Origin of the sequence: Streptomyces sp. YS-3, from assembly GCF_045257485.1 — a bacterium.
Taxonomy (GTDB): Bacteria; Actinomycetota; Actinomycetes; order Streptomycetales; family Streptomycetaceae; genus Streptomyces.
This window is the reverse complement of sequence record NZ_JBJHPC010000008.1, coordinates 1-26,698: the sequence shown is the minus strand read 5'-3', so window position 1 is coordinate 26,698 and position 26,698 is coordinate 1. Positions and strand designations below refer to the sequence as shown.

At 73.3% G+C, this 26,698-nt stretch carries 24 protein-coding genes and 1 pseudogene; 8 read left to right on the top strand and 17 right to left on the bottom strand.

Annotated elements, in window-relative coordinates:
• Nucleotides 1–3 precede the first annotated feature (3 nt).
• The 10 genes from ACJA3G_RS01775 to ACJA3G_RS01730 all read right to left on the bottom strand — a co-directional run bounded on the left by ACJA3G_RS01775 (nt 4) and on the right by ACJA3G_RS01730 (nt 8,722).
• A complete protein-coding gene (locus ACJA3G_RS01775; protein ID WP_406551045.1) occupies nt 4–924 on the bottom strand; it encodes an ABC transporter permease in 921 nt (306 codons plus the stop codon).
• Nucleotides 911–1,699, bottom strand: coding sequence for an ABC transporter ATP-binding protein (locus tag ACJA3G_RS01770; RefSeq protein ID WP_406551044.1), 789 nt, complete (start codon nt 1,697–1,699; stop codon nt 911–913). Before ACJA3G_RS01770 ends, ACJA3G_RS01775 begins: the two co-directional genes overlap by 14 nt.
• 36 nt (nt 1,700–1,735) lie before the next feature.
• Nucleotides 1,736–2,848, bottom strand: a complete 1,113-nt coding sequence (locus ACJA3G_RS01765; RefSeq protein ID WP_406551043.1) for an aliphatic sulfonate ABC transporter substrate-binding protein — start codon at nt 2,846–2,848, stop codon at nt 1,736–1,738.
• Between the two features lie 240 nt (nt 2,849–3,088).
• The gene (locus tag ACJA3G_RS01760) at nt 3,089–4,441 is read right to left on the bottom strand and encodes a sulfate adenylyltransferase subunit 1 (protein WP_406551042.1); all 1,353 of its coding nucleotides are present in this window, start codon (nt 4,439–4,441) and stop codon (nt 3,089–3,091) included.
• The gene (cysD, locus tag ACJA3G_RS01755; RefSeq protein ID WP_406551041.1) at nt 4,442–5,380 is read right to left on the bottom strand and encodes a sulfate adenylyltransferase subunit CysD; all 939 of its coding nucleotides are present in this window, start codon (nt 5,378–5,380) and stop codon (nt 4,442–4,444) included.
• Nucleotides 5,377–5,946 (bottom strand): adenylyl-sulfate kinase, encoded by a 570-nt coding sequence (gene cysC / locus ACJA3G_RS01750; protein WP_406551040.1) that lies wholly within the window; start codon nt 5,944–5,946, stop codon nt 5,377–5,379. Before cysC ends, cysD begins: the two co-directional genes overlap by 4 nt.
• Nucleotides 5,946–6,653: a phosphoadenylyl-sulfate reductase gene (locus ACJA3G_RS01745; RefSeq protein WP_406551039.1), complete on the bottom strand. Its 708-nt coding sequence runs from the start codon at nt 6,651–6,653 to the stop codon at nt 5,946–5,948. The genes cysC and ACJA3G_RS01745 overlap by 1 nt, the downstream gene beginning before the upstream one ends.
• Complete coding sequence (locus ACJA3G_RS01740) at nt 6,650–6,829, bottom strand: hypothetical protein (RefSeq protein ID WP_358833622.1); 180 nt, start codon at nt 6,827–6,829, stop codon at nt 6,650–6,652. Before ACJA3G_RS01740 ends, ACJA3G_RS01745 begins: the two co-directional genes overlap by 4 nt.
• Nucleotides 6,826–8,523 (bottom strand): nitrite/sulfite reductase, encoded by a 1,698-nt coding sequence (locus ACJA3G_RS01735; protein WP_406551038.1) that lies wholly within the window; start codon nt 8,521–8,523, stop codon nt 6,826–6,828. The genes ACJA3G_RS01740 and ACJA3G_RS01735 overlap by 4 nt, the downstream gene beginning before the upstream one ends.
• A gap of 115 nt (nt 8,524–8,638) precedes the next feature.
• Entirely contained in the window at nt 8,639–8,722 is an 84-nt protein-coding gene (locus ACJA3G_RS01730; protein ID WP_351804716.1) for a putative leader peptide, read from the bottom strand.
• Nucleotides 8,723–8,913: 191 nt separating this feature from the next.
• On the opposite strand from ACJA3G_RS01730, the gene ACJA3G_RS01725 reads away from it, so the two are divergent.
• Nucleotides 8,914–11,796, top strand: a complete 2,883-nt coding sequence (locus ACJA3G_RS01725; protein WP_406551037.1) for an NACHT domain-containing protein — start codon at nt 8,914–8,916, stop codon at nt 11,794–11,796.
• A gap of 17 nt (nt 11,797–11,813) precedes the next feature.
• Here ACJA3G_RS01725 and ACJA3G_RS01720 read toward each other — a convergent pair whose 3' ends face one another.
• The 3 genes from ACJA3G_RS01720 to ACJA3G_RS01710 form a co-directional block, all read right to left on the bottom strand.
• A complete protein-coding gene (locus ACJA3G_RS01720) occupies nt 11,814–12,377 on the bottom strand; it encodes a GNAT family N-acetyltransferase (RefSeq protein WP_406551036.1) in 564 nt (187 codons plus the stop codon).
• Between the two features lie 43 nt (nt 12,378–12,420).
• Nucleotides 12,421–13,671, bottom strand: coding sequence for a GAF domain-containing protein (locus ACJA3G_RS01715; RefSeq protein ID WP_406551057.1), 1,251 nt, complete (start codon nt 13,669–13,671; stop codon nt 12,421–12,423).
• Nucleotides 13,672–14,022: 351 nt separating this feature from the next.
• Entirely contained in the window at nt 14,023–15,678 is a 1,656-nt protein-coding gene (locus ACJA3G_RS01710; protein WP_406551035.1) for an acyl-CoA dehydrogenase family protein, read from the bottom strand.
• Nucleotides 15,679–15,695: 17 nt separating this feature from the next.
• On the opposite strand from ACJA3G_RS01710, the gene ACJA3G_RS01705 reads away from it, so the two are divergent.
• Both ACJA3G_RS01705 and ACJA3G_RS01700 read left to right on the top strand, forming a co-directional pair.
• Entirely contained in the window at nt 15,696–16,880 is a 1,185-nt protein-coding gene (locus ACJA3G_RS01705) for a YihY/virulence factor BrkB family protein (protein ID WP_406551034.1), read from the top strand.
• Between the two features lie 30 nt (nt 16,881–16,910).
• Nucleotides 16,911–17,633 carry a DUF6597 domain-containing transcriptional factor gene (locus ACJA3G_RS01700; RefSeq protein WP_406551033.1) on the top strand — a complete coding sequence of 241 codons (723 nt, stop codon included), beginning with the start codon at nt 16,911–16,913 and terminating at the stop codon, nt 17,631–17,633.
• On the opposite strand, the gene ACJA3G_RS01695 is transcribed toward ACJA3G_RS01700, so the two are convergent.
• Complete coding sequence (locus ACJA3G_RS01695; protein ID WP_406551032.1) at nt 17,573–17,965, bottom strand: VOC family protein; 393 nt, start codon at nt 17,963–17,965, stop codon at nt 17,573–17,575. The genes ACJA3G_RS01700 and ACJA3G_RS01695 overlap by 61 nt on opposite strands.
• A 108-nt stretch (nt 17,966–18,073) precedes the next feature.
• Between ACJA3G_RS01695 and ACJA3G_RS01690 the strand changes: the two genes are divergently transcribed.
• The 4 genes from ACJA3G_RS01690 to ACJA3G_RS01675 all read left to right on the top strand — a co-directional run bounded on the left by ACJA3G_RS01690 (nt 18,074) and on the right by ACJA3G_RS01675 (nt 23,774).
• Entirely contained in the window at nt 18,074–19,621 is a 1,548-nt protein-coding gene (locus ACJA3G_RS01690; protein WP_406551031.1) for a hypothetical protein, read from the top strand.
• Nucleotides 19,622–19,839: 218 nt separating this feature from the next.
• A complete protein-coding gene (gene rsgA, locus ACJA3G_RS01685; RefSeq protein WP_406551030.1) occupies nt 19,840–20,958 on the top strand; it encodes a ribosome small subunit-dependent GTPase A in 1,119 nt (372 codons plus the stop codon).
• Nucleotides 20,959–21,176: 218 nt separating this feature from the next.
• Complete coding sequence (locus tag ACJA3G_RS01680; RefSeq protein ID WP_406551056.1) at nt 21,177–22,610, top strand: DNA-3-methyladenine glycosylase 2 family protein; 1,434 nt, start codon at nt 21,177–21,179, stop codon at nt 22,608–22,610.
• A 66-nt stretch (nt 22,611–22,676) separates the two neighbouring features.
• The gene (locus ACJA3G_RS01675; RefSeq protein ID WP_406551029.1) at nt 22,677–23,774 is read left to right on the top strand and encodes a calcium:proton antiporter; all 1,098 of its coding nucleotides are present in this window, start codon (nt 22,677–22,679) and stop codon (nt 23,772–23,774) included.
• A 50-nt stretch (nt 23,775–23,824) separates the two neighbouring features.
• Here ACJA3G_RS01675 and ACJA3G_RS01670 read toward each other — a convergent pair whose 3' ends face one another.
• The 3 genes from ACJA3G_RS01670 to ACJA3G_RS01660 form a co-directional block, all read right to left on the bottom strand.
• A complete protein-coding gene (locus ACJA3G_RS01670) occupies nt 23,825–24,196 on the bottom strand; it encodes a PPOX class F420-dependent oxidoreductase (RefSeq protein WP_406551028.1) in 372 nt (123 codons plus the stop codon).
• 87 nt (nt 24,197–24,283) lie between these two features.
• Nucleotides 24,284–24,742, bottom strand: a complete 459-nt coding sequence (locus ACJA3G_RS01665; RefSeq protein WP_406551055.1) for a DUF456 domain-containing protein — start codon at nt 24,740–24,742, stop codon at nt 24,284–24,286.
• A gap of 104 nt (nt 24,743–24,846) precedes the next feature.
• A complete protein-coding gene (locus tag ACJA3G_RS01660; RefSeq protein WP_406551027.1) occupies nt 24,847–25,821 on the bottom strand; it encodes a helix-turn-helix domain-containing protein in 975 nt (324 codons plus the stop codon).
• Nucleotides 25,822–26,252: 431 nt separating this feature from the next.
• On the opposite strand from ACJA3G_RS01660, the pseudogene ACJA3G_RS01655 reads away from it, so the two are divergent.
• A pseudogene (locus ACJA3G_RS01655) lies at nt 26,253–26,698 on the top strand (hypothetical protein); the annotation flags it as partial.

The following is a 26,698-nucleotide window of genomic DNA, read 5'->3' as shown; positions in this document are numbered from 1 at the left end:
GGCTCAGCTCTTCACCAGCAGACCGCGGCTGCGCAGTACGTAGCGCTCCAGCGGGCTGAAGATGAGCAGGTCGATCGCGATGCCGACGATCAGGATCAGGAAGATGGCGAGGAAGACGCCCGGCATGTCGGAGTTGTTGCGGCCGTTCTCCAGCAACTGCCCCAGGCCCAGGCCGAGATCGGGCGAGGACGCGATGATCTCCGCGGCCATCAGCGAGCGCCAGGAGAACGCCCAGCCCTGCTTGAGGCCCGCGAGATAGCCGGGCAGGGCGGCGGGCATCACGATGTGCCAGGTGCCGCGCAGCCCGGTGGCGCCCAGGGTGCGGCCCGCGCGCAGGAACAGCGGCGGGACCTGGTCGACGCCGGAGACGAGGCCGTTGGCGATCGAGGGCACCGCGCCCAGCAGGATCACCGCGTACATCATCGAGTTGTTCAGACCGAGCCAGATCACCGCCGGGGGCACCCAGGCCACCGACGGCAGCGACTGCAGGCCCGACAGGATCGGCCCGATCGCCGCGCGGATGAACTTCACCCGCGCCACGATCAGCCCCAGCGGGGTGCCGATCGCCAGCGCGAGCAGGAAGCCGAGCAGGCCGCGCGAGACGCTGGTCCACACGATGTCGAGCAGGGTGCCCTGGAGCCACAGCTCGCGCAGGCCCGACCAGACCGAGGACGGCGAGGGCAGCTTGGTGCTGTCGGCGACCTCCGCCCACACCAGGCCCTGCCAGACCACCAGGACCAGCGCGACCGCCGAGAGGGGCGGCAGGACTTTTTGCACCAGGGTCTCGCGCAGCGGGGTGCGCCCGCTCTGCACCGTCTCCAGCGCGTCGAGCCCCGCCTCCAGACCCGCCAGGTCGTGGGTGTCCCGGTCGGCCCCGACGGCCTTGCCGGCCTGGTCGGCCGTGGACGTCTCAGTGCTGGCCATGGCGGCGGATCTCCCCACGCAGTTGTTCGGTGATCTCTACGGAGAGCTCCGCGACGGCGGAGTCCTCGATGCGGCGCGGATGCGGGATGTCCACGGTCCACTGGTGCGCCACCCGGCCCGGCCGGGACGACAGGAGCACCACCCGCTGGGCGAGGCGGACGGCTTCGCGCACGTTGTGCGTGACGAACAGGACGGACAGGTTCGTCTCGCGCCAGATCCGGGTCAGTTCGTCGTGCAGGACGTCACGGGTGATCGCGTCGAGCGCCGCGAACGGCTCGTCCATGAGCAGCAGTTGGCTGTCCTGCGCGATCGCGCGGGCCATCGCCACGCGCTGGCGCATCCCGCCGGACAGCTCGTGCACGCGCTTGCCGTGCGCGCCGTTGAGCCGCACCAGTTCGAGCAGCTCCTCGGCGCGGTCGCGGCGCTCGGCCTTGGGCACCCCGCGCAGCCGCAGGGCGAGCTCGATGTTCTTGCCCGCGGTCAGCCACGGGAACAGCGCGTGCTCCTGGAACATCAGGGCGGGCCGCCCGCCGGGCGTCAGAATCGTCCCGGCGGTCGGTTTGTCGAGCCCCGCCACCAGGTTCAGCAGGGTGGACTTGCCGCACCCGGAGGCTCCCAGGAGGGTGACGAACTCGCCCGGCACGACGTCGAGGGTGATGTCGTCGAGCACGAGCTGGGGGCCGGCGGGACCGGCGAACGACTTCGACACGTGCCCGATACGGGCGGCGTACTCCGTCGTGGCACGCTCCTCGGCCGCGGCGACTGCGGTGGCCATGGTCGTCACCTCCTGGGAACTCATGCGGATACGGGGTTACTTGACGCCGAAGCCGGCGTCGGCGACCGCGGGCCGGCCCAGGCCCTTGAGGACCTTGTTGAGCGGGGCCAGGTCGTAGATGCCGTCCAGGTCGGGCTTCTTCAGCAGACCGGCCTTGACCGCGTGGTCGGCCTCGATGCCGAGGGTGGCGGCCAGCGGGTCGTCGGTCGTCCTGATCGACTTCCACGCCGGGTCCAGGACGTCCGCGGGCAGCGCCTTGCCGCTGAGCTTCTTCAGCGCGGCGTTCGCGGAGGCCTTGGCCCGGCCCGGGTCGGCCTTGATCCAGTCGTTGGTCTTCACCGAGCCGCGCAGTACCGCCTCGACGACGTCGGGGTGTGCCTTGAGGAACTTCTGCGACACGATGATGTTCGTGATCACGAACTCCTTGTCGGCCCACAGATCGGCCTCGTCCAGGAGCACCTTCGCGCCCTGGGAGACGAGCTTGGAGGCGGTCGGCTCCGGTACCCAGGCGCCGTCGATCGAGCCGGACCGGTAGGCGTCCGGGGTGATCTTGTTGTCCGTACGGACCACCGAGACGTCGCCCTTGCCGCTCTGGGCGTCGACCTTCCAGCCCTTCTCGGCGATCCAGTTGAGGAAGGCCACGTCCTGGGTGTTGCCGAGCTGCGGGGTGGCGATGCGGTGGCCCTTGACGTCGTCCAGGGACTTGATCTTGTCCGGGTTCACCACCAGCTTCACCCCGCCCGACGCGGAGCCGCCGATGATGCGCAGGTTCTGGCCCTTGGACTTGGTGTAGCCGTTGATGGCGGGGGAGGGGCCGATCCAGCCGATGTCGATCGCGCCGGCGTTGAGCGCCTCGATCTCGGAGGGACCCGCGTTGAAGGTCGAGGTCTTGACCTCGGTGCCGCCCAGCTCCTTCTGGAACAGCCCCTCCTGGACGCCGATGAGGGCGGTGGCGTGGGTGAGGTTCGGGAAGTACCCGATCTTCACCGAGTCCGCCGACAGCTTCTTGGCGTCGGCGGCGACTCCCGCCTTCCGGGCGTCGTCGGTCGTGTCCTTGTGGGATCCGTAGCTGCAGGCCGCCAGGACCAGCAGTGGCAGGGCCGCGGCGGTGGCGAGACCGGCGCGAAGGGCGGTGCGGATGGCAGGCACGGGAGGGGTTCCTCTCGTTGGCCCGGCGGTCAACTCCCCCTGAAGAGGGGGCAGATGGCCGGGAAGTCGGCGGGTTTTCGTGCTGAGCGGTGGAGCGGGTGGAGCCGCTGGGCGCGCGAGCGGTGCGCGTACGTCATCGCGCACATCGGCCCACCCCGCCCTGCCCGCTGCCGAGGGCGCCGCTGCCGATGCGACCGCCCTCCTTGGCGAACGTGGAGTAGAAGTCCCGGTTCGTCATGGTCAGAAGTCCCACCCGTCGGGCTCGCTGTCCGCCTTCACGGGCTCGGGCGCGGCGAACGACTCGCCGACCATGCCCGCGGTGAGCGTGGTGCCGTCGGCCGGGTCGATCAGGATGAAGGCCCCGGTACGGCGGGAGTCGGCGTACGCGTCGAGCGGCAGGGGCTCGGCGGTACGGATCTTGACGCGTCCGATGTCGTTGGCGGCCAGCCGTCCCGGGTGCGGGTGCAGCGACAGGTCGTCCAGGGTCAGCCGGGAGGGGATGTCCTTGACGATCGCCTTGACCGTGCGGGTGCCGTGCTTGAGCAGCACCCGGTGGCCCACGGTGAGCGGCTGGTCGGCCACATGGCAGACCGTCGCCTCCACGTCCTGGGTGGTGGGCGGCGCGTCTCCGCTCGGCACGATCAGGTCGCCGCGCGAGATGTCCACGTCGTCGTCGAGGAGCAGCGTCACGGACTGCGGGGTCCAGGCCACGTCCACCGACTCGCCGAGCAGGTCGATCCCGGAGATCGTCGAGGTGCGGCCCGACGGCAGCACGGTCACGCTCTCGCCGACGCGGAAGGTGCCCGCCGCGATCTGGCCCGCGTAGCCCCGGTAGTCGGGGTGCTCGGCGGTCTGCGGACGGATCACGTACTGCACGGGCAGCCGGGCGTGGCAGCCGGTGAGGTCGTGGCTGACCGGGACCGTCTCCAGGTGCTCCAGGACGGTCGGGCCGCCGTACCAGTCCATGTGGGCGGAGGGCTCCACCACGTTGTCGCCGGCCAGCGCCGAGATCGGGATCGCGGTGATCTCCGGTACGCCCAGCTCCCCGGCGTACGCGGTGAACTCCTCGGCGATCGCCGCGAAGACCTTCTCCTCGTAGCCGACCAGATCCATCTTGTTGACCGCGAGCACCACGTGCGGCACGCGCAGCAGGGCGGCCACCGCGGCGTGGCGGCGGGTCTGCTCGACCACCCCGTTGCGGGCGTCGACCAGGACCAGGGCGAGGTCGGCGGTGGAGGCGCCGGTCACCATGTTGCGGGTGTACTGCACGTGCCCGGGGGTGTCGGCCAGGATGAACCGGCGCCGGGGCGTGGCGAAGTAGCGGTAGGCGACGTCGATGGTGATGCCCTGCTCCCGCTCGGCCCGCAGGCCGTCGGTGAGCAGCGCGAGGTCGGGGGCGTCCTGGCCGCGCTTGGCGGAGGCCGCCTCGACGGCCTCCAGCTGGTCGGTGAGGACCGACTTGGAGTCGTGCAGGAGCCGGCCCACCAGGGTGGACTTGCCGTCGTCGACGGACCCGGCGGTCGCGAAGCGCAGCAGGGTGGTGACTGAACTGCCGTCGGCCAGACCCGCCAACTGCTCGATCGTGGTGGTCATTTAGAAGTACCCCTCGCGCTTGCGGTCTTCCATCGCGGCCTCGGACATCTTGTCGTCGGCGCGCGTCGCGCCCCGCTCGGTGAGCCGGGAGGCGGCGATCTCGGCGATCACGGCGTCCAGCGTCGTCGCGTCGGAGTCGACGGCGCCGGTGCAGGACATGTCACCGACCGTGCGGTAGCGGATGAGCCGCTTCTGTACGGTCTCGTCGTTCCTGGGGCCGCCCCAGTCACCCGCGGTCAGCCACATGCCGGCCCGCTGGAACACCTCGCGCTCGTGCGCGAAGTAGATCTGCGGCAGTTCGATGCCCTCGCGGGCGATGTACTGCCACACGTCCAGCTCGGTCCAGTTGGAGAGCGGGAAGACCCGGACGTGCTCGCCCGGCGCGTGGCGGCCGTTGTAGAGCTGCCACAGCTCGGGGCGCTGGCGGCGCGGGTCCCACTGCGAGAACTCGTCGCGCAGCGAGAACACCCGCTCCTTGGCGCGGGCCTTCTCCTCGTCGCGGCGCCCGCCGCCGAACACGGCGTCGAAGCGGTGCTGCTGGATGGCCTCGGTCAGCGGCACGGTCTGGAGCGGATTGCGCGTCCCGTCGGGCCGCTCGCGCAGCTTCCCCGCGTCGATGTACTCCTGCACGGAGGCGATGTGCAGCCGCAGCCCGTGCTCGGCGACCACCCGGTCGCGGTATTCGAGGACCTCGGGGAAGTTGTGCCCGGTGTCCACGTGCAGCAGCGTGAAGGGGACCGCCGCGGGGGCGAACGCCTTCAGCGCCAGGTGCAGCATGACGATCGAGTCCTTGCCGCCGGAGAAGAGGATCACCGGCCGCTCGAACTCGCCCGCCACCTCGCGGAAGATGTGCACCGCCTCGGACTCCAGGGCGTCGAGGTGGGTGAGGGCGTACGGGGTGTCCGTGCCCTCGGCCTGGGCGGCGGCGGTCGTCGTCATGCGAGACCCCTCTCGGTGAGCAGTGCGTGGAGCGCGGACGCGGACTCGCCTACGGTCTGGCGGTGCGACTCGATCCGCAGATCGGGCGACTCGGGCGCCTCGTAGGGGTCGTCGACCCCGGTGAGCCCGCTGATCTCGCCGGCCGCCTGCTTGGCGTACAGGCCCTTCACATCGCGCTCGGAGCAGACCTCCACGGGAGTGGCGACGTGCACCTCCAGATAGGCGGTGCCCTCGGACTGGTGACGCTTGCGTACCGCGTCACGGCTGTCGGCGTACGGCGCGATCACCGGCACCAGCGCCTTGACGCCGTGGGAGGCGAGCAGTTCGGCGACGAAGCCGATCCGCTGCACATTGGTGTGCCGGTCCTCGCGGCTGAAGCCGAGCCCGGCCGAGAGGAACTCGCGGATCTCGTCGCCGTCGAGCACCTCGGTCCGGTGGCCCTCCGCGCGCAGCCGGCCCGCCAGCTCGTACGCGATGGTGGTCTTGCCCGCGCTGGGCAGCCCGGTGAGCCAGATGGTGGCTCCGGTGGTGGCCCCGCTCACTTGGTTCTCCTGGTGGTTCGTCATCAGCCGTGCAGCCCGCACTCGGTCTTGTTGCGCCCGGCCCAGCGGCCGGCCCGCGCGTCCTCGCCCTCCGCCACACGGCGGGTGCAGGGCGCGCAGCCGATGGACGGGTAGCCGTCCATGAGCAGCAGGTTGGTGATCACGCCGTGTTCCGCCACGTACGCGTCCACGTCGTCCTGCGTCCAGCGCGCGATGGGGGAGACCTTCACCTTTTGCCGCTTCTCGTCCCAGCCGACGACCGGGGTGTTCGCCCGGGTCGGGGACTCGTCGCGGCGCAGGCCGGTCGCCCACGCGGAGTAGGCGCTCAGCCCCTCCTGGAGCGGCTTGACCTTGCGCAGCGCGCAGCACAGGTCCGGGTCGCGGTCGTGCAGCCTCGGCCCGTACTCGGCGTCCTGCTCGGCCACCGTCTGACGCGGCGTCAGGGTGATGACGTTGACGTCCATCACCTCCGCCACCGCGTCCCGGGTGCCGATGGTCTCCGGGAAGTGGTAGCCGGTGTCGAGGAAGACCACGTCCACGCCGGGCATCGCGCGCGAGGCGAGATGGGCGACCACCGCGTCCTCCATCGAGGAGGTCACGCAGAACCGCTTGCCGAAGGTGTCCGCCGCCCAGCGCAGGATGTCGAGCGGCTCGGCCTCCTCCAGCTCGCGCCCGGCGGCCTCCGCCAGCGCCCTGAGCTCGTCGGCCGAATGTGCCTGAAGGGTCGTCATGAGGTCTCTCCCCGTGGGTGGGTGGACCGCGGCCCACGGGCCAGCAGTCCGAGGAACGAGAGCCGGAACGCGCGGTTGCACGCCGCGCATTCCCACGCCCCGTGGCCCTCCTCCGAAGGCCGCAGGTCCTCGTCCCCGCAGTACGGGCAGTAGAAGGGCGCCGCCCGCTCGCTCACGACAGGGCCTCCTCGCTCGCGCGCGTGGCCCAGGCGGCGAACCGCTCACCGTTCTCGCGCTCGGCCGCGAAGCGCTTGAGGAGCCGCTCGATGTAGTCCGGCAGCTCGGCCGAGGTGACCTTCAGACCGCGGACCTTGCGGCCGAAGCCCGCCTCCAGGCCGAGCGCCCCGCCCAGGTGCACCTGGTAGCCCTCGACCTGCTCGCCCTCGTCGTTCAGGACCAGCTGGCCCTTGAGACCGATGTCCGCGACCTGGATACGGGCGCAGGCGTTGGGGCAGCCGTTGAGGTTGATGGTGATCGGCTCGTCGAAGTCCGGGATGCGGCGCTCCAGTTCGTCGATGAGCGCGGAGCCGCGCGCCTTGGTCTCGACGATCGCCAGCTTGCAGTACTCGATACCGGTGCAGGCCATGGTGCCGCGCCGGAACGGCGACGGCCTGACGGTCAGATCGAGCGCCTCCAGCGCCTCGACCAGCGCCTCGACCTGCGCCTCCTCGACATCGAGGACGATCATCTTCTGCTCGACCGTGGTACGGACCCGGCCCGAGCCATGGGCCTCCGCCACCTCGGCGATCTTCGTCAGGGTGGCGCCGTCGACGCGGCCGACCCGGGGGGCGAAACCGACGTAGAAGCGGCCGTCCCGCTGGCGGTGCACCCCGACGTGGTCGCGCCAGCGCTGGGAGGGCTCGGCGGGCGCGGGACCGTCGACCAGCTCGCGCCGGAGGTACTCCTCCTCCAGGACCCGGCGGAACTTCTCCGGGCCCCAGTCCGCCACCAGGAACTTCAGCCGGGCGCGGTTGCGCAGGCGCCGGTAGCCGTAGTCGCGGAAGATGCCGACCACGCCCGCCCAGACGTCCGGAACCTCCTCCAGCGGCACCCAGGCGCCGAGCCGGACGCCGAGCTTGGGGTTGGTGGACAGGCCGCCGCCGACCCACAGGTCGAAGCCCGGTCCCTGCTCGGGGTGTTCGACACCGACGAAGGCCACGTCGTTGATCTCGTGCACCACGTCGAGCAGCGGGGAGCCGGAGATCGCCGTCTTGAACTTGCGGGGCAGGTTGGAGAACTCCTTGCTGCCGATGTAGCGCTCGTGGATCTCGTCGACCGCCCAGGTGCCGTCGATGATCTCGTCCTCGGCGATCCCGGCGACCGGCGAGCCGATGACGACGCGCGGGCAGTCGCCGCAGGCCTCCGTCGTGGACAGCCCGACGGCCTCCAGCCGGTTCCAGATCTCCGGTACGTCCTCGATGCGGATCCAGTGCAGCTGGATGTTCTGCCGGTCGGTGATGTCCGCGCTGCCGCGCGCGAACTCCTGCGAGATCTCGCCGATCACGCGCAGCTGCCGGGTCGTCAGCCGGCCGCCGTCGATCCGGACCCGCAGCATGAAGTACTTGTCGTCCAGCTCCTCCGGCTCCAGAATCGCGGTCTTGCCGCCGTCGATCCCGGGCTTGCGCTGGGTGTACAGGCCCCACCAGCGCATACGTCCGCGCAGATCGTTGGGGTCGATGGAGTCGAAGCCGCGCTTGGAGTAAATCGTCTCAATACGTGTCCGCACATTGAGACCGTCGTCGTCCTTCTTGAACTGCTCGTTCCCGTTGAGCGGCGTGAAGTGGCCGACGGCCCACTGGCCTTCACCACGGTGGCGCCCCGGCTTGCGGCGGGGGGCGGTGGAGGCGGGCTTGTCTGGGCTGGCGGCCATGGGGATACGTCCTTCGGGACTGCAGGAGGGCGGCTCTGACCTGCACACTCGCGCTGAGGCGCGGCGGTGCGCAAGGGCGTGGGAGAAGCTGGAGGGCGGCGGTGCTGGGGTTCTCTCAGCGGGCCGGACAGATGGCGCTGGACATACGGCCCAGGTCGACGTGTCGTCGACTCACCAAGGCAATTCCAGTTCCGAACATGACGGAAGCGTGTCACGGGCCTCTTGGGCCAGTCCACCACTATCCAAAGTGTGGACAACAATGTCCCGAGTAGTGAGACGGTGTGGTCGGCGTCACGCCGGGGGCGACCCCGGCCGTCCGCCGGACACGGCAGCGCCCGTACTCCTATCCTGCCTGAGCCGGACAGCGGCACGGGCGAGGGGGGCACGCTCATGGGGGGACATCTGGCGTCATGGATCCCGGCGGCCGGGGCCTTCGTCCTCGGCGTCCTGCTCCTGAAGCTGAAGGACTGGTTCAAGGCCCTCGTCGACAAGGTGGCGGCCCTCCTCTACGACCGGCTCGCCGGCAGCGCCCTGCTCGCCCGCACGGCGCTGCGCCGCTACATCGTCCGCGTCCACGAACGCCACGAGCGCTTCTCCGTCTCCTTCCGGGTCGACGACTCCCAGACCATGGACATGGCCTCGGTGTACGTGCCGCTGCGCACCGCCTCCGGCTTCGGGGCGGGCGCCGAGCAGACCGAGGCCGCCATCTCGCTGCACGAGGCCCGCCACGCCGTGGTCCTCGGCGTCCCCGGCGCGGGCAAGACGATGCTGCTGCGCCACACCGTCCTCGCCTGGTGCCACGAGCGCTACCGACCGCAGGATCCGCCGCGCCGCGCCTGGTACGGCCGCCGCCGCCCGCCGAGGGCCGAACCCGGCGAGCTCGACGACGTACCGGTCCTGCTGAAGCTGCACGAGGTGAACCTGGAGGAGGGGAACGTGCGTGACCACATCGTGAAACACTTCGCGGACCATGACTTCCCGGGCGCCGGGAAGTGGACCGACCGCGCGCTCGCCGAGGGCCGCCTCGCCGTCTACTTCGACGGACTGGACGAGGTGCCGACGGCCCGGCGCAAGGAGGTCGCGGACGCGATCAGGCAGTTCACCCGCGCCCATGCCAAGTGCCGGACCGCGGTCACCTGCCGGATCGCCGTCTACCGCGGCGAGTTCACCGAGGACGCCGACCGCACCCTGCGCGTCCAGGAGTTCGACGAGCGCCTGGTCCGCCGCTTCCTGCACGGCTGGCCCTGGCCCGAGCACCTGCCGGCCGACACTGTGGAGCAACTGCTCGGCGCCCTGCGCGACACCCCGCAGCTGATGCCCCTGGCCCGCAACCCGCTGCTCCTGACGATGATCGCGTACCTGTACAGCCATGTGTACGCGGACACGGACCAGTTGCTTCCGCACACCCGCGCCGACTTCTACAAGCAGGTCACGGACAGCCTCCTCGGCGACCGCCGGCGCGACGCGCGCTTCTCGCACCCGGTGAAGAAGGCGGTCCTGCAACGCCTCGCGCTGGCCGCGCAGGACGTCCCCTCCGACGTCCACGACCGTCTGGCGCTGCCGGAGCGCGAGGTGCTGACCCACGTACGGGCCGCGCTCGCGGAGCAGGGCCGCCCCGAGGAGCGGGCCCAGGAGGTCCTGGAGGAGATCGTCGAGCGCAGCGGGCTGCTGCTGGCGGTGGACAGCGGCGAGCGCTACCAGTTCGCCCACCTCACCCTCCAGGAGTACCTGGCCGCGACCCGTCTGGCGGCCGACCCCGCGGGCCTGCTCGCCCGCTACCGCCGCGACCCGACGGCGTGGCGGGAGACGGTACGGCTGTGGTGCGGGGCGGAGCCGCGCGACTGCACCGAGGTGGTCCGGGCGGTGCTCGCGGAGGACGCCGTCCTGGCGTTCCAGTGCCTGGCGGACGCGCAGGTGGTGGACGAGGCGCTGGCCCGGCAGATCGTGTCCAGGTTCAGACACCGGCTCGGCCGCGAGACGGGCCAGGACCGCCAGGCGGTGATCGCGGCATTCGGCGTGGTGGCGGGGGACCGGCGGCCCCGGGGCCGGGCGGTCTTCGCGCTCCTGGTCGAGATCGCCGCCTGTGCCGGTCCGGGCCGCACGGCGGCGGTCGCGGCGCTGGCCGCCACCAATCTGCCGAGCGCGGCCGAAGAACTCGCCCGGCTCCTGCCCCGGGTCCCCGAGGCCGGCTCCGCCCTCGCGGGGATGGGCGATCTGGCGGTTCCCGCGCTGCGGACGGCGGCGTTGGGGGGAAGCCCGGAGGCGCTGCGCGCCCTGTGGACGATCCGGACCCCGCGCGCGGCGGTCGCCCTCTCCGTCTTCCTGATGGACACGACATCGGTGGACGCCGCTTTCTACCTCGGTGACCTGCTGCGGGACCGCGCGATCGAGGAGGCGCTCCGGGAGACCCCGCAGCGAGTGCGCCTGCCCGACTACATGTGGGTGTGGCAGCCGTTCGCGACCGGTCCCCATGACCCGTTGGTCCGGCGCGTCAGCCTGATCGCGGGCGCGATCGTCGGGGCGGGGGCGGAGCCGCCGCCCGGGGTCGAGGTGGATCCGCGGATTCTGGTGGCGCTGAGCGTGGTGCGGTGGGGTGAGCCGTGGCCGGACCCGTCATGGGGACCGGAAGGACTCCGCCGCGTCGCGACGCTGGTGGAAGCCTCCGCGGTCCGGGGGGATGCGACGGATCTCCAAACCCTGCGCGCGGACGCGGCACTGCTCGCCGCCGCACTTCCCGCCGCGCGGTCGCGCGTGCTCCGCCTGCTTCCCCTCCCGCTGCGCCTGGCCGTCATCGACTTCCTCTACCGGCGACAGACGGTCCCCACCTCCGCCTGGGAACGGGCCGACAAGCCCGTCCAGCACCCGGATTACGTCTACGGCCGCAGCTGGCACCTGCGCCTCCTGCTCGCCCTCGTCCTCGGTGTCTCCGGCCACGCCGCCGAGCGTGCCGCCGAGGCGGCCGTCGGCCAGCACCCGTGGGGACCGGTGTGGCTGGCCTGGGCGGCTGTCCTGATCATCGTCGGGGGGTGGGGGTTCCTGCTCGCACGACAGCTGCTGGGGCTCGTGATGGTGCCCTTCGTCTGCCTCTACGCCGCCGTCGCCTGGTCGGGTCTGTGGGGTGCCGTTCCGGCGGTATGGGTCGCCGTCGCCACCGCGGCTGCCTGCACCGCGCTCGCACTGCGCGGATCCCTGCTCGCCGAACGCGCCGACGGCCCCGACCACGCCCTGCACCGCCTCATCCAGGACCACCTCGGCCCGCCCGCACCCGGCTGAGCCCCGCAGGAGAGGCCCTAGTACGCCCCCGGCCAGGGCCCCGGCGCCGCGACCTCCTCCTGCTCCTCCACCTTCGTGTCGAACAGCCGGAAGCCGCGCCGCAGATAGTTGTCCATCGCGTGCTCCCCGTCCAGCGAGCACGTGTGCAGCCACACCCGCTTGGTGGCGTCGCGGCCCGGCCAGCGGCCGGCCAGGTCCCAGGCCCTGGCGATGCCGCAGGAGAGGAGATGGCCGCCGATGCGGCGGCCCCGGAACGCGGGGACCAGGCCGAAGTAGACGATCTCCACCGCGCCCTCGTCCTGCGCCTCCAGCTCGACGTACCCGGCCGGGGTGCCGTTCTCGTACGCCACCCACGTCTCCACGCCCGGCCGGGAGAGGAACTCCTGCCACGCCGCGTACGTCCACGACAGGCGGTCGGTCCAGCGGATGTCGCCGCCGACCGCCGTGTAGAGGAAGCGGCTGAACTCCGGCGAGGGCACCTCGGCGCGGACGATCCGTACACCCGCGGCGGGCTCGGCGGCGGGGCGCAGGTCGGCCGGGGACGTCTGCTCCAGGGACCAGGTGGTGACGGGGATGTGCATACCGCCACCGAACCATGGCCATGGCTTCACCATCAAGCGCGGGTCAGTGCGGGTGGTGGCGGGCCCCGCGCACCGCCGGGGCCGTGGAGTGCGGGAGCAGGTCGGCGGGGCGGGCGGGCCGGACCACCTCCACCTCCACGTCCTCCGCGAACCGGTACGGCCGGTGTGCGAGCACCTCCGCGAGATGGCGCCGGAGCCGGGACATCTCCGCCCGTACCGTCACCGTACGCGTCGGGTCCTCGAAGATGTCCTGGGCCAGCTGCGCGGCCGTACGCCCGGAGCGGTGCAGGGCCAGCACGTACAGGAGCTCGGCGTGGCGCGGGCTCAGCTCCTGCGCCCAGCTGCCCGCGTCCCCCGAGACCGTCACCGACGCGCGGCGCCGGCTCAGATCCAGCACCACCCGGCGCGGCAGCGCCTCCGCACGCCCCGCGCCGTCGCCCACCACCCGCACCAGCCAGCCCCCCGGCAGCGGCTCGACCGCGCACATGCCCAGCGACGGGAGCCAGACCCGGCCCGCCCGGAACGACTTCGGCAGCGGCAGCCGGTCCACCGGCGGCATCCCCGTCACCGCGGCCGTCCAGCCGTTGGTGTCCACGGCGAGCGCCCGGCCCCCGATCCGGCACAGCACGGGCGCGGCCACCGTCCGCAGCCGCTCCACGGCCGCCAGATGGCGGGTGCGCAGCTCGGCCTCGGCCAGACGGGAGACAGAGGTGACGAACGCCAGCGTCGCCGGGTGCATCGTCGACAGTGGGCCGCTCACATCCACCACGCCCAGCAGCCGCCCGTCGCGCGGATCGACGATCGGTGCCCCCGCGCAGGTCCAGGTGTGATGGGTGGAGAGGAAGTGCTCGGCGGAGTGCACCAGCATCGGACGGCCGGTGATCAGCGGGGTGCCCACCCCGTTGGTCCCCACCGCCTCCTCGCTCCAGTCGGCCCCGACCTGGAAGCCGAGCGCGTCGGCGTTCCTGAGGACGCAGGCGTGGCCCTCGCGCCACAGCAGCATGCCGTCGGCGTCCGAGACGACCATGATGTGCTGGGCCGCGTCCGCGACCGACACCAGCGCCTCCCGCAGCACCGGCAGCACCTCCCGCAGCGGTGAGGACTGCCGGCGCCGCTCCACCTCCGCCAGCGGCAGCAGCCGGGTGTGCCCGGCGCCGTCCGGGTCCAGGCCGTGGCGGAGCAGCCGGCGCCAGGACGCGTGGATCTCCGCGCGCGGGGCGGGTCTGGAGGGCAGTCCGGCGAGGGTGGCGGCCCGCATGCCCTTGAGGAGCCGGGTCGCCTCCCGCACATCCATCGCGGCCAGCCGGGCCGGGTCGAGGGTGGTGGTGTCCTGCACTGGGTCCTCCTGTCGGCACCCGCGTTCCGAGGGGGAGTTGAACACGGCCGCCACGCATTCATCGTGCCCGCCCGCGCCCTCGCGCGCGGCGATATGCCGCACATGGTTGCAACCCTTTGCAACTCTCGCGAACGGCCGCGCGTGTGTACGAAGGTGGTGGAACACCGGACGTCCGGTCGTCATGGCCCGTCAGGGCGCATGAGAGTGCGGGGGTGGTGCCGTGTCGGCGCAGCACCACCCCCGACGCACGTCCGGTCAGGACGCCCCGGGCCGCTGAGGCCCCGGGCGCCCGCTCCTCGTATGCCCCGGTCAGACCTCCGCGCGGGCCCGCTGGACGATCGCGCCCAGGTCGAGCGTGTGCGGCAGCGTCCCGAAGGCCGAGCCCCAGTCGCCGCCGAGACGGGACGCGCAGAACGCGTCCGCGACCTCCGGCGGCGCCCAGCGCACCAGCAGCGACCCCTGGAGTACCAGCGTCATCCGCTCCACCAGCCGGCGCGCCCGGGCCTCGACGCCCTCCAGGTCCGCCAGCTCCGTCAGCAGGTCCTTGATCGCCCCGTCCAGCCGGTGGTCGGCGCCGCGCGCGCGGCCGACCTCCTGGAGGAAGGCGTCCAGGGCGTGCGGCTCGCGCTGGAGCGCCCGCAGCACGTCCAGCGCCTGGACGTTGCCCGAGCCCTCCCAGATCGAGTTGAGCGGCGACTCGCGCAGCAGCCGGGGCAGCCCGGACTCCTCCACGTAACCGTTGCCGCCCAGGCATTCCAGCGCCTCGGCGACGAGCGGCGTGCAGCGCTTGGTCACCCAGTACTTGGCGGCCGGCACCGCGAGCCGCAGCAGCGCCTGCTCCTCCGGCGAACCCGTGCTCTGGACCGCGTCCTGCGCCGCCGCGAGCCGCAGCGCCAGCGTGGTCGCCGCCTCCGACTCCAGCGCCAGGTCCGCCAGCACGTTCTTCATCAGCGGCTTTTCGATCAGCACCCCGCCGAACGCGCTGCGGTGGCCGGCGTGGTGGATCGCCTGCGCCACGCCCTGGCGCATCAGCGCCGCCGAGCCGACCACGCAGTCCAGCCGGGTCGCCGCCACCATCTCGATGATGGTGCGCACCCCGCGCCCCTCCTCGCCGACCCGGCGCGCCCACGTCTCGTCGAACTCGACCTCGCTGGACGCGTTGGACCGGTTGCCCAGCTTGTCCTTGAGCCGCTGGATGCGGAACGTGTTGCGGGTGTCGTCGTCCAGCACCCGGGGCACCAGGAAGCAGGTCAGCCCGCCGGGCGCCTGCGCGAGCACCAGGAAGGCGTCGGACATCGGCGCGGAGCAGAACCACTTGTGCCCGGTCAGCAGATACTCGCCGCCGTCCCCCAGCGGCCTCGCCCGGGTGGTGTTGGCCCGGACGTCGCTGCCACCCTGCTTCTCCGTCATGCCCATCCCGAAGAGCACCCCGGCCTTGTCGGCGGGCGGGCGCAGCCCCTCCTCGTACACATGGGAGGTGAGCCGGGGCTCCCACTCGGCGGCCAGCGCCGGGTCGGCCCGCAGCGCGGGCACCGCCGCGTGCGTCATCGACAGCGGGCACCCGTGGCCCGCCTCGGCCTGCGTCCACACCAGGAACCCGGCGGCGCGCCGCACATGGCCCCCGGGCCGTCCCCAGGCGTCGGTGAGGCCCGCCCCGACGGCGTGGCCGAGCAGCCGGTGCCAGCTCGGGTGGAAGTCGACCTCGTCGATCCGGTTGCCGTAGCGGTCGTGGGTGCGCAGTTTCGGCGGGTTCTCGTTCGCCAGCACGCCCCACCCCTGCGCCTGGGAGGAACCGGCGGTGCGCCCGAGGCCGCTGAGCTCGTCGCGCGCCTCCTCGGCGAGGCCGGGCGCCAGCGGCGCCAGATGGCGTTCCACCCCCTCGGCAAGGGCACGGTCGGACAAGAAGACGTCGTATCCCACCAGGGGCGGAGCCTGGTTGGTCACTGTGTGGGTGGTGGCTGCCATGCCGATACGGTAAGGAGGTGCAGCCAGCAAATGAAACACCCGAGCGGCCATCGGGCCGACTCCACCGGGCCCCGAGCCGACTCCACCGGGCCCGTGTCCTCTACCGCAACGTCTCCAAGCGGAAGATGGGCTGGCTGCTGCTGAAGGACACCGTCAACTCGTGCATCGAGTACCGCATCCTGGGACTCGCGGCCGAGGCGGCGTTCTTCACCCTGCTCTCGCTGCCTCCGCTGCTGCTCAGCCTGATCGCGCTGCTCGGCTACGTCGACGGCTGGACCAACACGCACACCGTCGACACCATCAGCAAGAACATCCTCACCGCCGCCCAGTCGGTCCTCTCCGACCGGGGTGTGCACGATTTCGCCGAGCCCCTCCTGGCCGACGTCACCAAGGGGAAAAGGCCGGAAATCGTCTCCCTCGGCTTCGCCTTCGCCCTCTGGTCGGGCTCCCGGGCCGTCAACGTCTTCATCGACACCATCACCGTGATGTACGGGCTCGACGGCCGCCGGGGCATCGTGCGCACCCGGCTGCTCTCCCTGCTGCTCTACATCGTGGCCCTGCTCATCGGCGCGGTGGTGCTGCCGCTGGCGGTGGTCGGCCCGGACCGGGTGGTCGAGCTGATCCCGTGGGGAACGGACCTCATCAGCGTTCTGTACTGGCCGGTGATGATCCTCCTTTCGGTGGCATTTCTGACCACCCTGTTCCACGTCTCGGTGCCGGTCCGCTCGCCGTGGATCGAGGACGTGCCGGGCGCGCTGGTGGCCCTGGCGATGTGGGTGCTCGGCTCCTTCCTGCTGCGGATCTACCTCACCAGCACGGTCGAGGGCCCCACGATCTACGGGTCGCTGGCCGCGCCGGTCGCGGTCCTGCTCTGGATCGGCGTGTCGGCCTTCGCGGTCCTGGTGGGCGCGGCCGTGAACGCGGCGATCGACCGGGTCTGGCCGTCGGTCGCCACGGCCGCGGCCCGCGCCGCCAACGAGCGGGTCAAGGCGGCCCAGGCCGCCGAGATCGTGGCCCGCGCGGCCCAGGCCCGGGCCGCCTACCAGGGCGACCCGGAGGACTACGACCCCGCGGACCACGACCCGGCCGACACCGGGATGCCCGCGGAGTACCCGGAGCGGTGGTCGCGCTTCCTGCCGCCGGACCATGTGAAGGCCCGGCTGCACGGGACGCGCGACGGGCACGGCAAGGACAGGACCTGAACCTTCCCCGGGGCGCGTAGCCTCGAAGACATGTACCGAGAGCGTGCCGCGCGACTGCCCGGCGCGGTGGTCTGGGCGCGCACCATCGGGGCGGGCGCCGTCCGTCCCGTCCTGCCGGACGGCTGCATGGACCTGCTGTGGTGCGAGGGGAAGCTGTTCGTCGCCGGCCCCGACACGCACGCGTACGTACCGGACGCGCCCGCCGGGACCCGGTTCGTCGGTGTGCGGTTCGCGCCCGGCGCGGGGCCCGCCGCCCTCGGCGTCCCGGCGCACGAACTGCGCGACCGGCGCGTGGACCTCGGCGCGCTCTGGCCCGGCGGTGAGGTGCGCCGCCTCGCGGAGCGGATCGCGCAGGCCCCGGACCCGGCCACCGCCCTGGAGGCCGCGGCGCTGGCCCGGGCGGGGGAGCCGGATCCGCTGATGCGCGCGGTGGCCGAGCGGCTCGCCGCGGGCGCCACGGTCGCCGCGACGGCCGAGGCGGTCGGGCTGGGCGCCCGCCGGCTGCACCGCCGCTCACTGGCCGCCTTCGGCTACGGCCCCAAGACCCTCGCGCGCGTCCTGCGCCTGCAACGGGCCCTCGGCCTGGTCCTGGACGGCGTGCCCTACGCGCAGGCGGCGCTCGCCGTCGGCTGCGCCGACCAGGCCCACCTCGCGCGCGAGACGCGCGCTCTGGCCGGGACCACCCTGACCGGCTACGCCGAGGCGGCGAAGAGCGAGACGCCCACCCCGTCCGGATCGTGGAGCGTCGCGTAGCGCTGCCCCCAGAAGGCGTCGAAGGGCTTGAGGTGACCGGAGTACCCGGCCGCCACCAGCTCCTCGTACAGCCGGTCCACCTCGTCCGGCCCGTCGCAGACGAAGGCCAGGTCGGCCCGGCCGCCGCCCTGCGGACGCGTCCACCCCGGGTCGAAGGAGCGCAGCACCTCCTCGGTGTCCCACAGGATGCGGGTGCCACCCGCGAGCGTGTGCTCCACATGCGGTTCGGTGTCGGCCCCGGCCGGGATGTCCAGGCCCAGACGGCGGTAGAAGGCGAGCGAGGCGGCCATGTCGGAGACGACCAGGCCGATGGAGTCGAATCGTGCGTTCATGACGCCACCGTAGGGCGGGGCCTGGCCGCCGGTCTTGGAGGAAACGGACACCCGCCCGATGGCGCCCTCCGGCTGCCGGTGCCGCCCCGGGCCGCGTAGGTTGGGCGCATGGCTGCCGCCGATCAAGTGACCCGGTCCCTGCCGAGCCGACCGGCCGTGCGTCCCCCGCGGCCGGACACCGTCCGCCTGGCGCTGGTGGGGGTGGTGCTCGCGCTCGCCTGCGCCGCGGTCCAACTGGCCACCGGCGCCTGGCGGCTGCCGCTGGGCTGGGACGAGACGGTGTACGTCAGCCAGGTCGACCCCCGGGTCCCCGACGCCTTCTTCAGCGAGCCCCGCGCCCGGGGGGTGAGCTGGCTCGCCGCGCCCGCCGCCCAGCTGACCGGCTCGGTGCCGGTGCTGCGCGCCTGGATGCTGCTGCTCGCGGCCACCGGTCTCACCCTCGCCTTCCGCCCCTGGCTGACCCTGGTGGGCCGCCGGGTCGTCCTGCTCGCCGCCGTGCTCTTCAGCGGTCTGTGGGTGGTGCAGTTCTACGCGGGCGAGGTCATGCCCAACCTGTACGTGGCCTACGGCGCGCTCGCCGGGGCGGGCTGGTTCCTGCACGCCGCCCAGGACCGGGAGCGGCGCCGCGGCCCCCTGCTCGCGGTGGCGCTGAGCGTGGCGTTCACGGCGCTGGTGCGGCCCTATGACGGCGGCTATCTGGCGCTCGCCCTGCTCGCGGCGGTCCTCGCGGTCCCCGCCCGGCGGCGGACGCGCCCCGCCCTCGCGGTCCTGGCCGGTCTGGCCGCCGGGGTGCTGCCCTGGATCGTCGAGGCGTATCTGCGCTTCGGCGGCCTCCTGGAACGGGTGCACGGGGCGGGCGAGGCCCAGGGCGGCCTGAGCCTGCACAACGCGCTCGGCATGAACCTGATGACCCTCAACGGCCCGCTGCTCTGCCGCCCCTGCACCTCCGGCTGGCCCAACCCCCACCAGAGCGCGGTGTGGTGGCTGGCGCTGCCCCTGCTCACCGCTCTCGGGGTGCTCTGCGCGACCAGGGCCGGGCGGGGCCGCCCGGCGCTGCTGGCGGTGTGGTGCGCGGCGGCCCTCGGCGTGCCGTACCTCTTCGGCATCGGCTACGCGGCCCCCCGCTTCCTGATCCCCGCGTACGCGCTGCTCGCGCTGGTCGTCGCCGAGTGCGCGGCCGGGGCGGTGGCGGCGGCGCGCGGACGGTGGCGGATCGTCGCGGGGGCGGCCGTCGCGGTGTGCCTGGGGCTCCAGCTCTGGGGCCAGTACGGGATCCTGGACCGGCGCACAGCACGGCAGCAGGCGCTGCGCTCGGACGACGAGTGGCTGGTGGCCCGGCTCGGGGAGTACGGCATCCGGCCGCCCTGCACCATCGTCGGCGACCAGTCCCAGCCGCAGGCCTTCTACGGAGGCTGCTCCTCGCACGCCAGCGACCGCCGCGACCGGACGGCGACGGTGCCGGGCATCGTGGCGGCGGCCCGGCGCACCCCGCTCGCCCTCGTCCAGTCGGCCCCCAACCCGCCCGCGTACGCCCGCTCCTGGCCCGGGCGCAAGGTGGTAACGCCCCGCACCGGGACGGTCTGGTACGTCTTCCTGGCGCCCGCCCCGCAGACCGCCCCGCAGACCGCCTCACGGGCGGCCGGCGGGCGCGGATAAATCAGTTGGCCGGGTCATGGGCCCGGCGTTATGGTGACTGCGTTCCGTACGGCGGCCGTTGGCCGACGCGTACGACCCTGCGACCGAACCGGGAGGTGTGAGCGATGGCTGTCATGGCGATGGGCGCTGCCCTCATCCAGAAGTGCGTCAATTCCACTCCCGTGGCCGCCGGCTGAACCCAACGCACCGCCGGGGCCACCCTTGTGAAGGGTCCCCCCTTGTCCTCCTCTTCTGCTTCGCAGCAGTCGCGCACCTCCCTGTCCTCGCACCCCCTGGCCCCCTACGGCTGGGACGACGCCTGGGCCGCCGAGTTCGCCCCCTACGCCGACCAGGGCCTGCTGCCCGGCCGGGTCGTCCGGGTCGACCGGGGCCAGTGCGACCTCGTCACCGCCGACGGCCCGCTGCGCGCCGACACCGCCTTCGTCACCCCGCACGACCCGATGCGGGTCATCTGCACCGGTGACTGGGCCGTCGTCGACCCCGGCGGCGACCCCCGGTTCGTGCGCGCGTACCTGCCGCGCCGTACCGCCTTCGTACGCAACACCTCCTCCAACCGGTCCGAGGGGCAGATCCTCGCGGCCAACGTGGACCACGCGATCATCGCGGTCTCGCTCGCCGCGGAGCTGGACCTCGGGCGGATCGAGCGGTTCCTGGCCCTGGCGTGGGAGTCGGGCGCGCAGCCGCTCGTCGTCCTCACCAAGGCCGACCTGGTGCCCGATCCGGTCGGGCTCTCCTATCTGGTGCGGGACGTGGAGACCGCCGCGCCCGGCGTCCAGGTCCTGGCCGTCAGCTCCACGGCCGGCGACGGCGTCGAGGTGCTGCGGGCGGTCGTCTCGGGCGGCACCAGCGTGCTGCTCGGCCAGTCCGGCGCGGGCAAGTCCACGCTGGCCAACGCGCTGCTCGGCGCGGACGTGATGGGGGTGCAGGCCACCCGGGACGTCGACGGCAAGGGCCGGCACACCACCACGACCCGCAATCTGCTCGCCCTGCCCGGCGGCGGTGTCCTCATCGACACCCCGGGGCTGCGCGGGGTCGGCCTGTGGGACGCCGAGACCGGTGTCGCACAGGTCTTCGCGGAGATCGAGGAGCTGTCCCGGGAGTGCCGCTTCCACGACTGCGCCCATGAGGCGGAGCCGGGGTGCGCGGTGCTCGCGGCGATCGAGGACGGATCGCTGCCCGAACGGCGCCTGGAGAGCTACCGCAAGCTGATCCGCGAGAACCAGCGGATCGTCGCCAAGACGGACGCGCGGCTGCGCAACGAGATCCGCCGAGACTGGCGGCTGAGGTCGGCCGAGGGCCGGGCGAACTACGCGGCCAAGCGGGGCCGCGCCCGCTGACGGTCCCGAAGGCGGAACGCGGACCCGGCGCCGTCGTCCGCCGACCGTGCTTGGTTTCTCGCGCGGATCCCCGCGCCCCGAGGCAGTCAGGGGCGCGGGGATCCGCGCGCTCGGCCACCGACAACCCGCAGGCGCCCCCCGGGCACCCCCAGCGCCGTGTCCGATTCCCGCCAGTACCAGCACTCCTGCGCGCGCACACTGGACAGGTGACGACGTACGTGGAGAGCGACACGAGGACGCCCGCCGAGGCCGACCGGGCCCATGAAGCCGACGAGACCCGCTACGAGGCCGTCAGCAGCCGGGACGCCCGCTTCGACGGCGTGTTCTTCTTCGCCGTGGTGACCACCGGCATCTACTGCCGCCCCAGCTGCCCGGCGGTCACCCCCAAACGCGAGAACGTCCGCTTCTTCCCGACCGCCGCCGCCGCCCAGGGCCACGGCTTCCGCGCCTGCCGCCGCTGCCGACCCGACGCGGTGCCCGGCTCGGCGGAGTGGAACGTCCGCGCCGACGTGGTGGGCCGCGCCGTCCGCCTCATCGGGGACGGCGTGGTCGACCGCGAGGGCGTCCCCGGCCTCGCGGCGCGCCTCGGCTACAGCACCCGGCAGGTCCAGCGCCAGCTCACCGCCGAACTCGGCGCGGGCCCGGTCGCCCTCGCCCGGGCCCAGCGCGCCCACACCGCCCGGGTGCTGCTCCAGACCACCGGGCTGCCGGTCACCGACATCGCCTTCGCGGCCGGGTTCGCCAGCGTGCGGCAGTTCAACGACACCATCCGGCAGATCTACGCCCGCACCCCCAGCGCACTGCGGGCGGAGTCCGGCACCCGGGCCGGGTCCGGCCGGGCCGCCTTCGCCGCCGGCATCCCGCTGCGCCTCGCCCACCGGGGCCCGTACGCCGCGGGCCCGGTCTTCGACCTGCTCGCCCGGGAGGCGGTGGCCGGAGCCGAGGAGATGACCGGCGAGCCGGGCACCCGCACCTACCGCCGCACCCTGCGGCTGCCGTACGGCACGGGCATCGTGGCCGTCGACGAGGCGCGACCGCGCCGGGGCGGCTGGCTTGAGGCCCGCCTCCACCTCACCGACCTGCGCGACCTCACCACCGCCGTGCAGCGCCTGCGCCGCCTCTTCGACCTCGACGCCGACCCGTACGCGGTGGACGAGCGGCTCGCCGCCGACCCCCGCCTCGCCCCCCTGGTCGCGGCCCGGCCCGGGATGCGCTCGCCGGGGGCCGCCGACCCGGACGAGTACGCGGTACGGGCGCTGGTCGGCCGGGACGTGGCGGGCGAGCTGACCGAGGCGTACGGGAAGCGGCTCGACGTGCCGTGCGGCCCGCTCACCCACCTCTTCCCCGAGCCCGCCACCCTCGCCGCGCACCCCGATCCGGTCCTGGCCGGGCTCGCCGCCGCGCTCGCGGACGGCAGGCTGCGCCTGGACGCGGGAGCCGACCGGGAGGAGGCGGTACGGGTCCTGCGCACCCTGCCCGGCCTCGACGCCCGCACCGTGACGCTGATCCGCATGCGGGCGCTCGGCGAGCCCGACGTGGACCCCGACGACGGGACGGGAGGCGACCGCGGCGCCACCGAACCGTGGCGGCCCTGGCGCTCGTACGCCCATCAGCACCTGCTCGCGGCCGGTGTGTCCGGCGCCGCCACCTAGGGCGCGAGGGCGCGCGGACGGCCCGGCCGACGGGCGCCGGGCGGCCCCGTCTGGGAACGTCGGAACATGATCCGCCTCGCCCGCCTCCCACGGGAACGGTGGTCGGCGTTCGTGCCGGCGCTCGCCGTGGTGCTGCTCGCGTTCACCTGGGGGCGCTCGCTCCCCTCGGCCCTGATCGCGCTGGTGGCCTGCTTCCTCGCGGGCGCGGTACTGGCGGCGGTGCACCACGCCGAGGTCGTGGCGCACCGGGTGGGGGAGCCCTTCGGATCGCTGGTGCTCGCGGTCGCGGTGACGGTCATCGAGGTCGCGCTGATCGTCACCCTCATGACGGACGGCGGCGGCAAGAGCGCCACGCTCGCCCGGGACACCGTCTTCGCCGCCGTGATGATCACCTGCAACGGCATCGTCGGCGTCTGCCTCCTCATCGGAGCCCTGCGCCGCAGACTGGCCGTCTTCAACCCCGAGGGCACCGGCGCCGCCTTCGCCACCGTGACCACGCTCGCCGGACTCAGCCTGGTGCTGCCGACCTTCACCACCAGCAAGCCGGGCCCGCAGTTCTCCCCCGCCCAGCTCGTCTTCGCCGCCCTCGCCTCGGTGGCGCTGTACGGACTGTTCGTCGCCACCCAGACCGTGCGCCACCGCGACTACTTCCTGCCGGTCACCCAGCAGGGCGAGGTCCTTGAGGAGGAGCACGCCGAGCCGCCGGCCGCCCGGACCGCGCTGGTCAGCGTGGGGCTGCTCGCGGTGGCCCTGGTCGCGGTGGTGGGCCTGGCCAAGGGCGTCTCGCCGACCATCGAGCGCGGGGTGGCCGCCGCCGGGCTGCCCGCCTCCGTCGTCGGTGTGGTCATCGCCCTGCTCGTGCTGCTCCCCGAGACCATCGCCGCCTCCCGGGCCGCCGCCCGCGACCGGGTGCAGACCAGCCTCAACCTGGCGCTCGGCTCGGCCATGGCGAGCATCGGACTGACCATTCCGGCGGTCGCCCTCGCCTCGGTCTGGCTCTCGGGACCCCTGGTCCTCGGCCTCGGCGCCAGCCATATGGTGCTGCTCGCGCTCACCGTCGGCGTGGGCATCCTCACCGTCGTCCCGGGCCGCGCGACCCCGATGCAGGCCGGTGTCCACCTGGCCCTCTTCGCCGCGTACCTGGTGCTCGCGGTCAGCCCCTGAGCCGAGCCGCGCAGGACGACGGCTCCGTCCCGGCGGGCCGTCCGCGACCGCTACTCCTCGTCCAGACCCCAACTGTGGATCTTGTCGGGGTGGATACGGATCAGCTCCTCGCTGAAGTGCGGGCCCAACGCGTGGGGCCCGGTGAGCAGTTCGGCCGCCCCCCGGATCTCCACGCCCCGCACCCGCCACGGCCGTACGCTCACCACGTCGTCCACGACCAGCGCGAGCCGGGGGTTCACCAGGAGGTTGCGCCACTTCTTGGTGGTGCCGAGCGCGTACCCGCCGATCAGGATCGTGCCGTCGTCCTGCGGGAAGAACCCCACGGGGTTCGCCTGGGGTTGGCCCTTGGGGTCGACGGTCGCCAGCCGGCCCAGCCGCTGGGTCCTGAGGTACGCGCGCTCGGCCGCGCTGAATTCGGTCATGCCCCAGCGTCACACGCGCACCCGGTCGAGGTCATCGGCTCCGGGGACCAGCGCGTCCGGGGCGCGGGACCTACGTCCCCGGCCCGGTCAGGCCCAGATCACCACGCCCGCCCACAGACCCACCACCAGCAGACACGCCACGAGCTCCACCAGGACCGAGTACCCGCCGGACCGCAGCACCGTGCGGGCCGACGACCAGCCCGCCCCATGGCTGCCCAGCCGCATCCGCTCCGCCCCGTACAGCCCCGCCAGGAAACCCGCCACCGCGCCGACGACCGGCAGCAGGAAGAATCCGGCGATCGCCGCGAGACCGGCGGCGAGCAGCGAGCGGCGGGGCACCCCGGCCGCCTTCAGACGGCGGGGCGGCAGCGACAGTTCGAGCGCCTGGGCGAGCAGCAGCAGGCCCGTCGCCCCGGCGAGCACCGCCCAGGCCGTGCCGGTGGTGTCGGTGAGGGCCCACCACGCCACGGCGGCCCACACGATCGCCGGGCCGGGCGCCCCCGGCACCAGCACGCCGAACAGCCCGAGGAGCATCACCAGGCCCATGACCAGGAGCAGCCATATGCCCACCTGCCCAGCGTGCAGCAATGCGGACGTCCGTGCAGGGCGGGGGAGGGGTGCGCGGCACGCGCCGCGCCGTCCGACCGCCGCTACCGGGCCACCCAGCCGCGCTCGTAGGCGTGCCAGCCCAGCTGGAGCCGGGTGGTGACGCCGGTCAGCTCCATCAGACCCTTCACCCGGCGCTGTACGGTCCGCAGGCCGAGGCCCAGCTGTTTGGCCACGCTGGCGTCGGTCATCCCGGCCAGCAGCAGCGACAGGATCTCCAGGTCCGTGGCGTCGGGGCCGGACGGCTCCTCCCGGACCCCCGTGCCCGCCAGGCGCAGCGGCAGCGCCTCCCGCCACACCGCCTCGAAGAGGCCCATCAGCGACTCCAGCAGGCCGCTGGCGTGCACCACCAGGGCGGCGGGTTCGGCGTCCCGGCCGGTCAGCGGCACCATCGCCAGGCTGCGGTCGGCCACCACCAGCTTGGTGGGGACCCGCTCCACCGTCCGCACCCGCTCCCCGCGCCCGAGCGCCGTGGTGGCCTCGACGATCCCGGCGGGCAGCGCGAGCATCTCGCGCTCGATCACCACCCGGTAGGCGACGCCCCGGGTCACCGCCCGCTCCTCGGACTCGTTGTCGACCCCGGTCACCGCGACCGGGTCGCCGGTGACCAGCGCGCACACCTCGTCGGCCGCGCCGAGCTGGAGCTGGTGGAAGCGGTGGGCGACGGCGGACGCGCCGGTCACCACCTCCACCAGATCGTGCACGGCGGGCTCGGCGGCCTCGGCTCGGTACTCCTCGGCCAGCAGCGCCGCCGCCAGCTCCGCCTGGTCCAGCTCGTGGCGCTGCTGGGTGAGCAGCGCGCCGAGCGCGACACCGGGCGGCGCCGCCACCCACCGCCCGGTCCGGGCCGAGGACTGGGCGGCCAGGCCCTGGCGCTCCAGGCGCCGCAACGCCCGTTCGGTGTCCGGCTCGGGCAGCGCGAGCCGGTGCGCCAGGTCCGCGACCTCGGCCGCGCCCAGCGCCACCAGCGTCCGGTACGCCGACTCCTGCGTCTCGTCCAGGCCTATCGCTCCGAGCACCCTCGTCCGCCCCTCTCCTCCGGCCGTTCGGGCCGTGGCGGAAAACGGCCACGGCGCGAACCCGCCTCACAACATCGTCCCCGCACCTTCCGTCGCTCTGCCAAGCTGGCGCAACCGCAGTACCAACAGCCGTCGGCAACACGGCATTTGCGCGCTTTGCGCGCGGAGTGCTTTGTTCCGGATTGATCTGCGGAGAGCGATGCGCCCGATATGGCGTACGGCTCCGGGAGCGGCGACCGCAGCCGTCCCGTGCGAGGGCGAGCGGTGAGCGGACTCCTCGAAGGCTTCGCCGGGCGGCCCTCTCGTGGGGGGAAGGGCCGCCCGGCGGGGGTGAGTCGGCTCGTTCCCGCGTACGGGCCACGGATTTGTGTGCTGACCACTTTTACCCGTTCCACCGTTTTCGTACGGCCCGTGCGGTGGACAATAGGGGCATGAGTCAGCAGGGGGAGAGGCGCACCTCGGACGACGACTGGTGGGCTCGCCTGTACGACGAGCCCGCCCCGGACAGCGCGCCCGCCACCGCGGGCGACACCCTCGACGACCGCTTCAAGTCCGTTGCCCGGGCGGTGAGTCCGCCCGTACCGGACCCCCGGTCGCCGCAAGCGGGACCGCCGCCGTACGCGCCGGGCGGCGCGAAGCGGCCCACGACGCGGGACGGGGTCGCCCCGGCAGACCCGGCCGACCTCGCGGACTCGGCGGACCCCGCGGACCCGACGGACCCCGCGGACCCGGCGGACCCGGCGTACTCGACCGGCCTGGGGGACCCGGCCGACCTCGCGGACTCGGCGGACCTGGCGTACTCGACCGGCCTGGGGGACCCGAGGGACCCGGCGGACCCCACCGCCCCGGCGGACCCGGCGGACGTGGCGGACCCGAC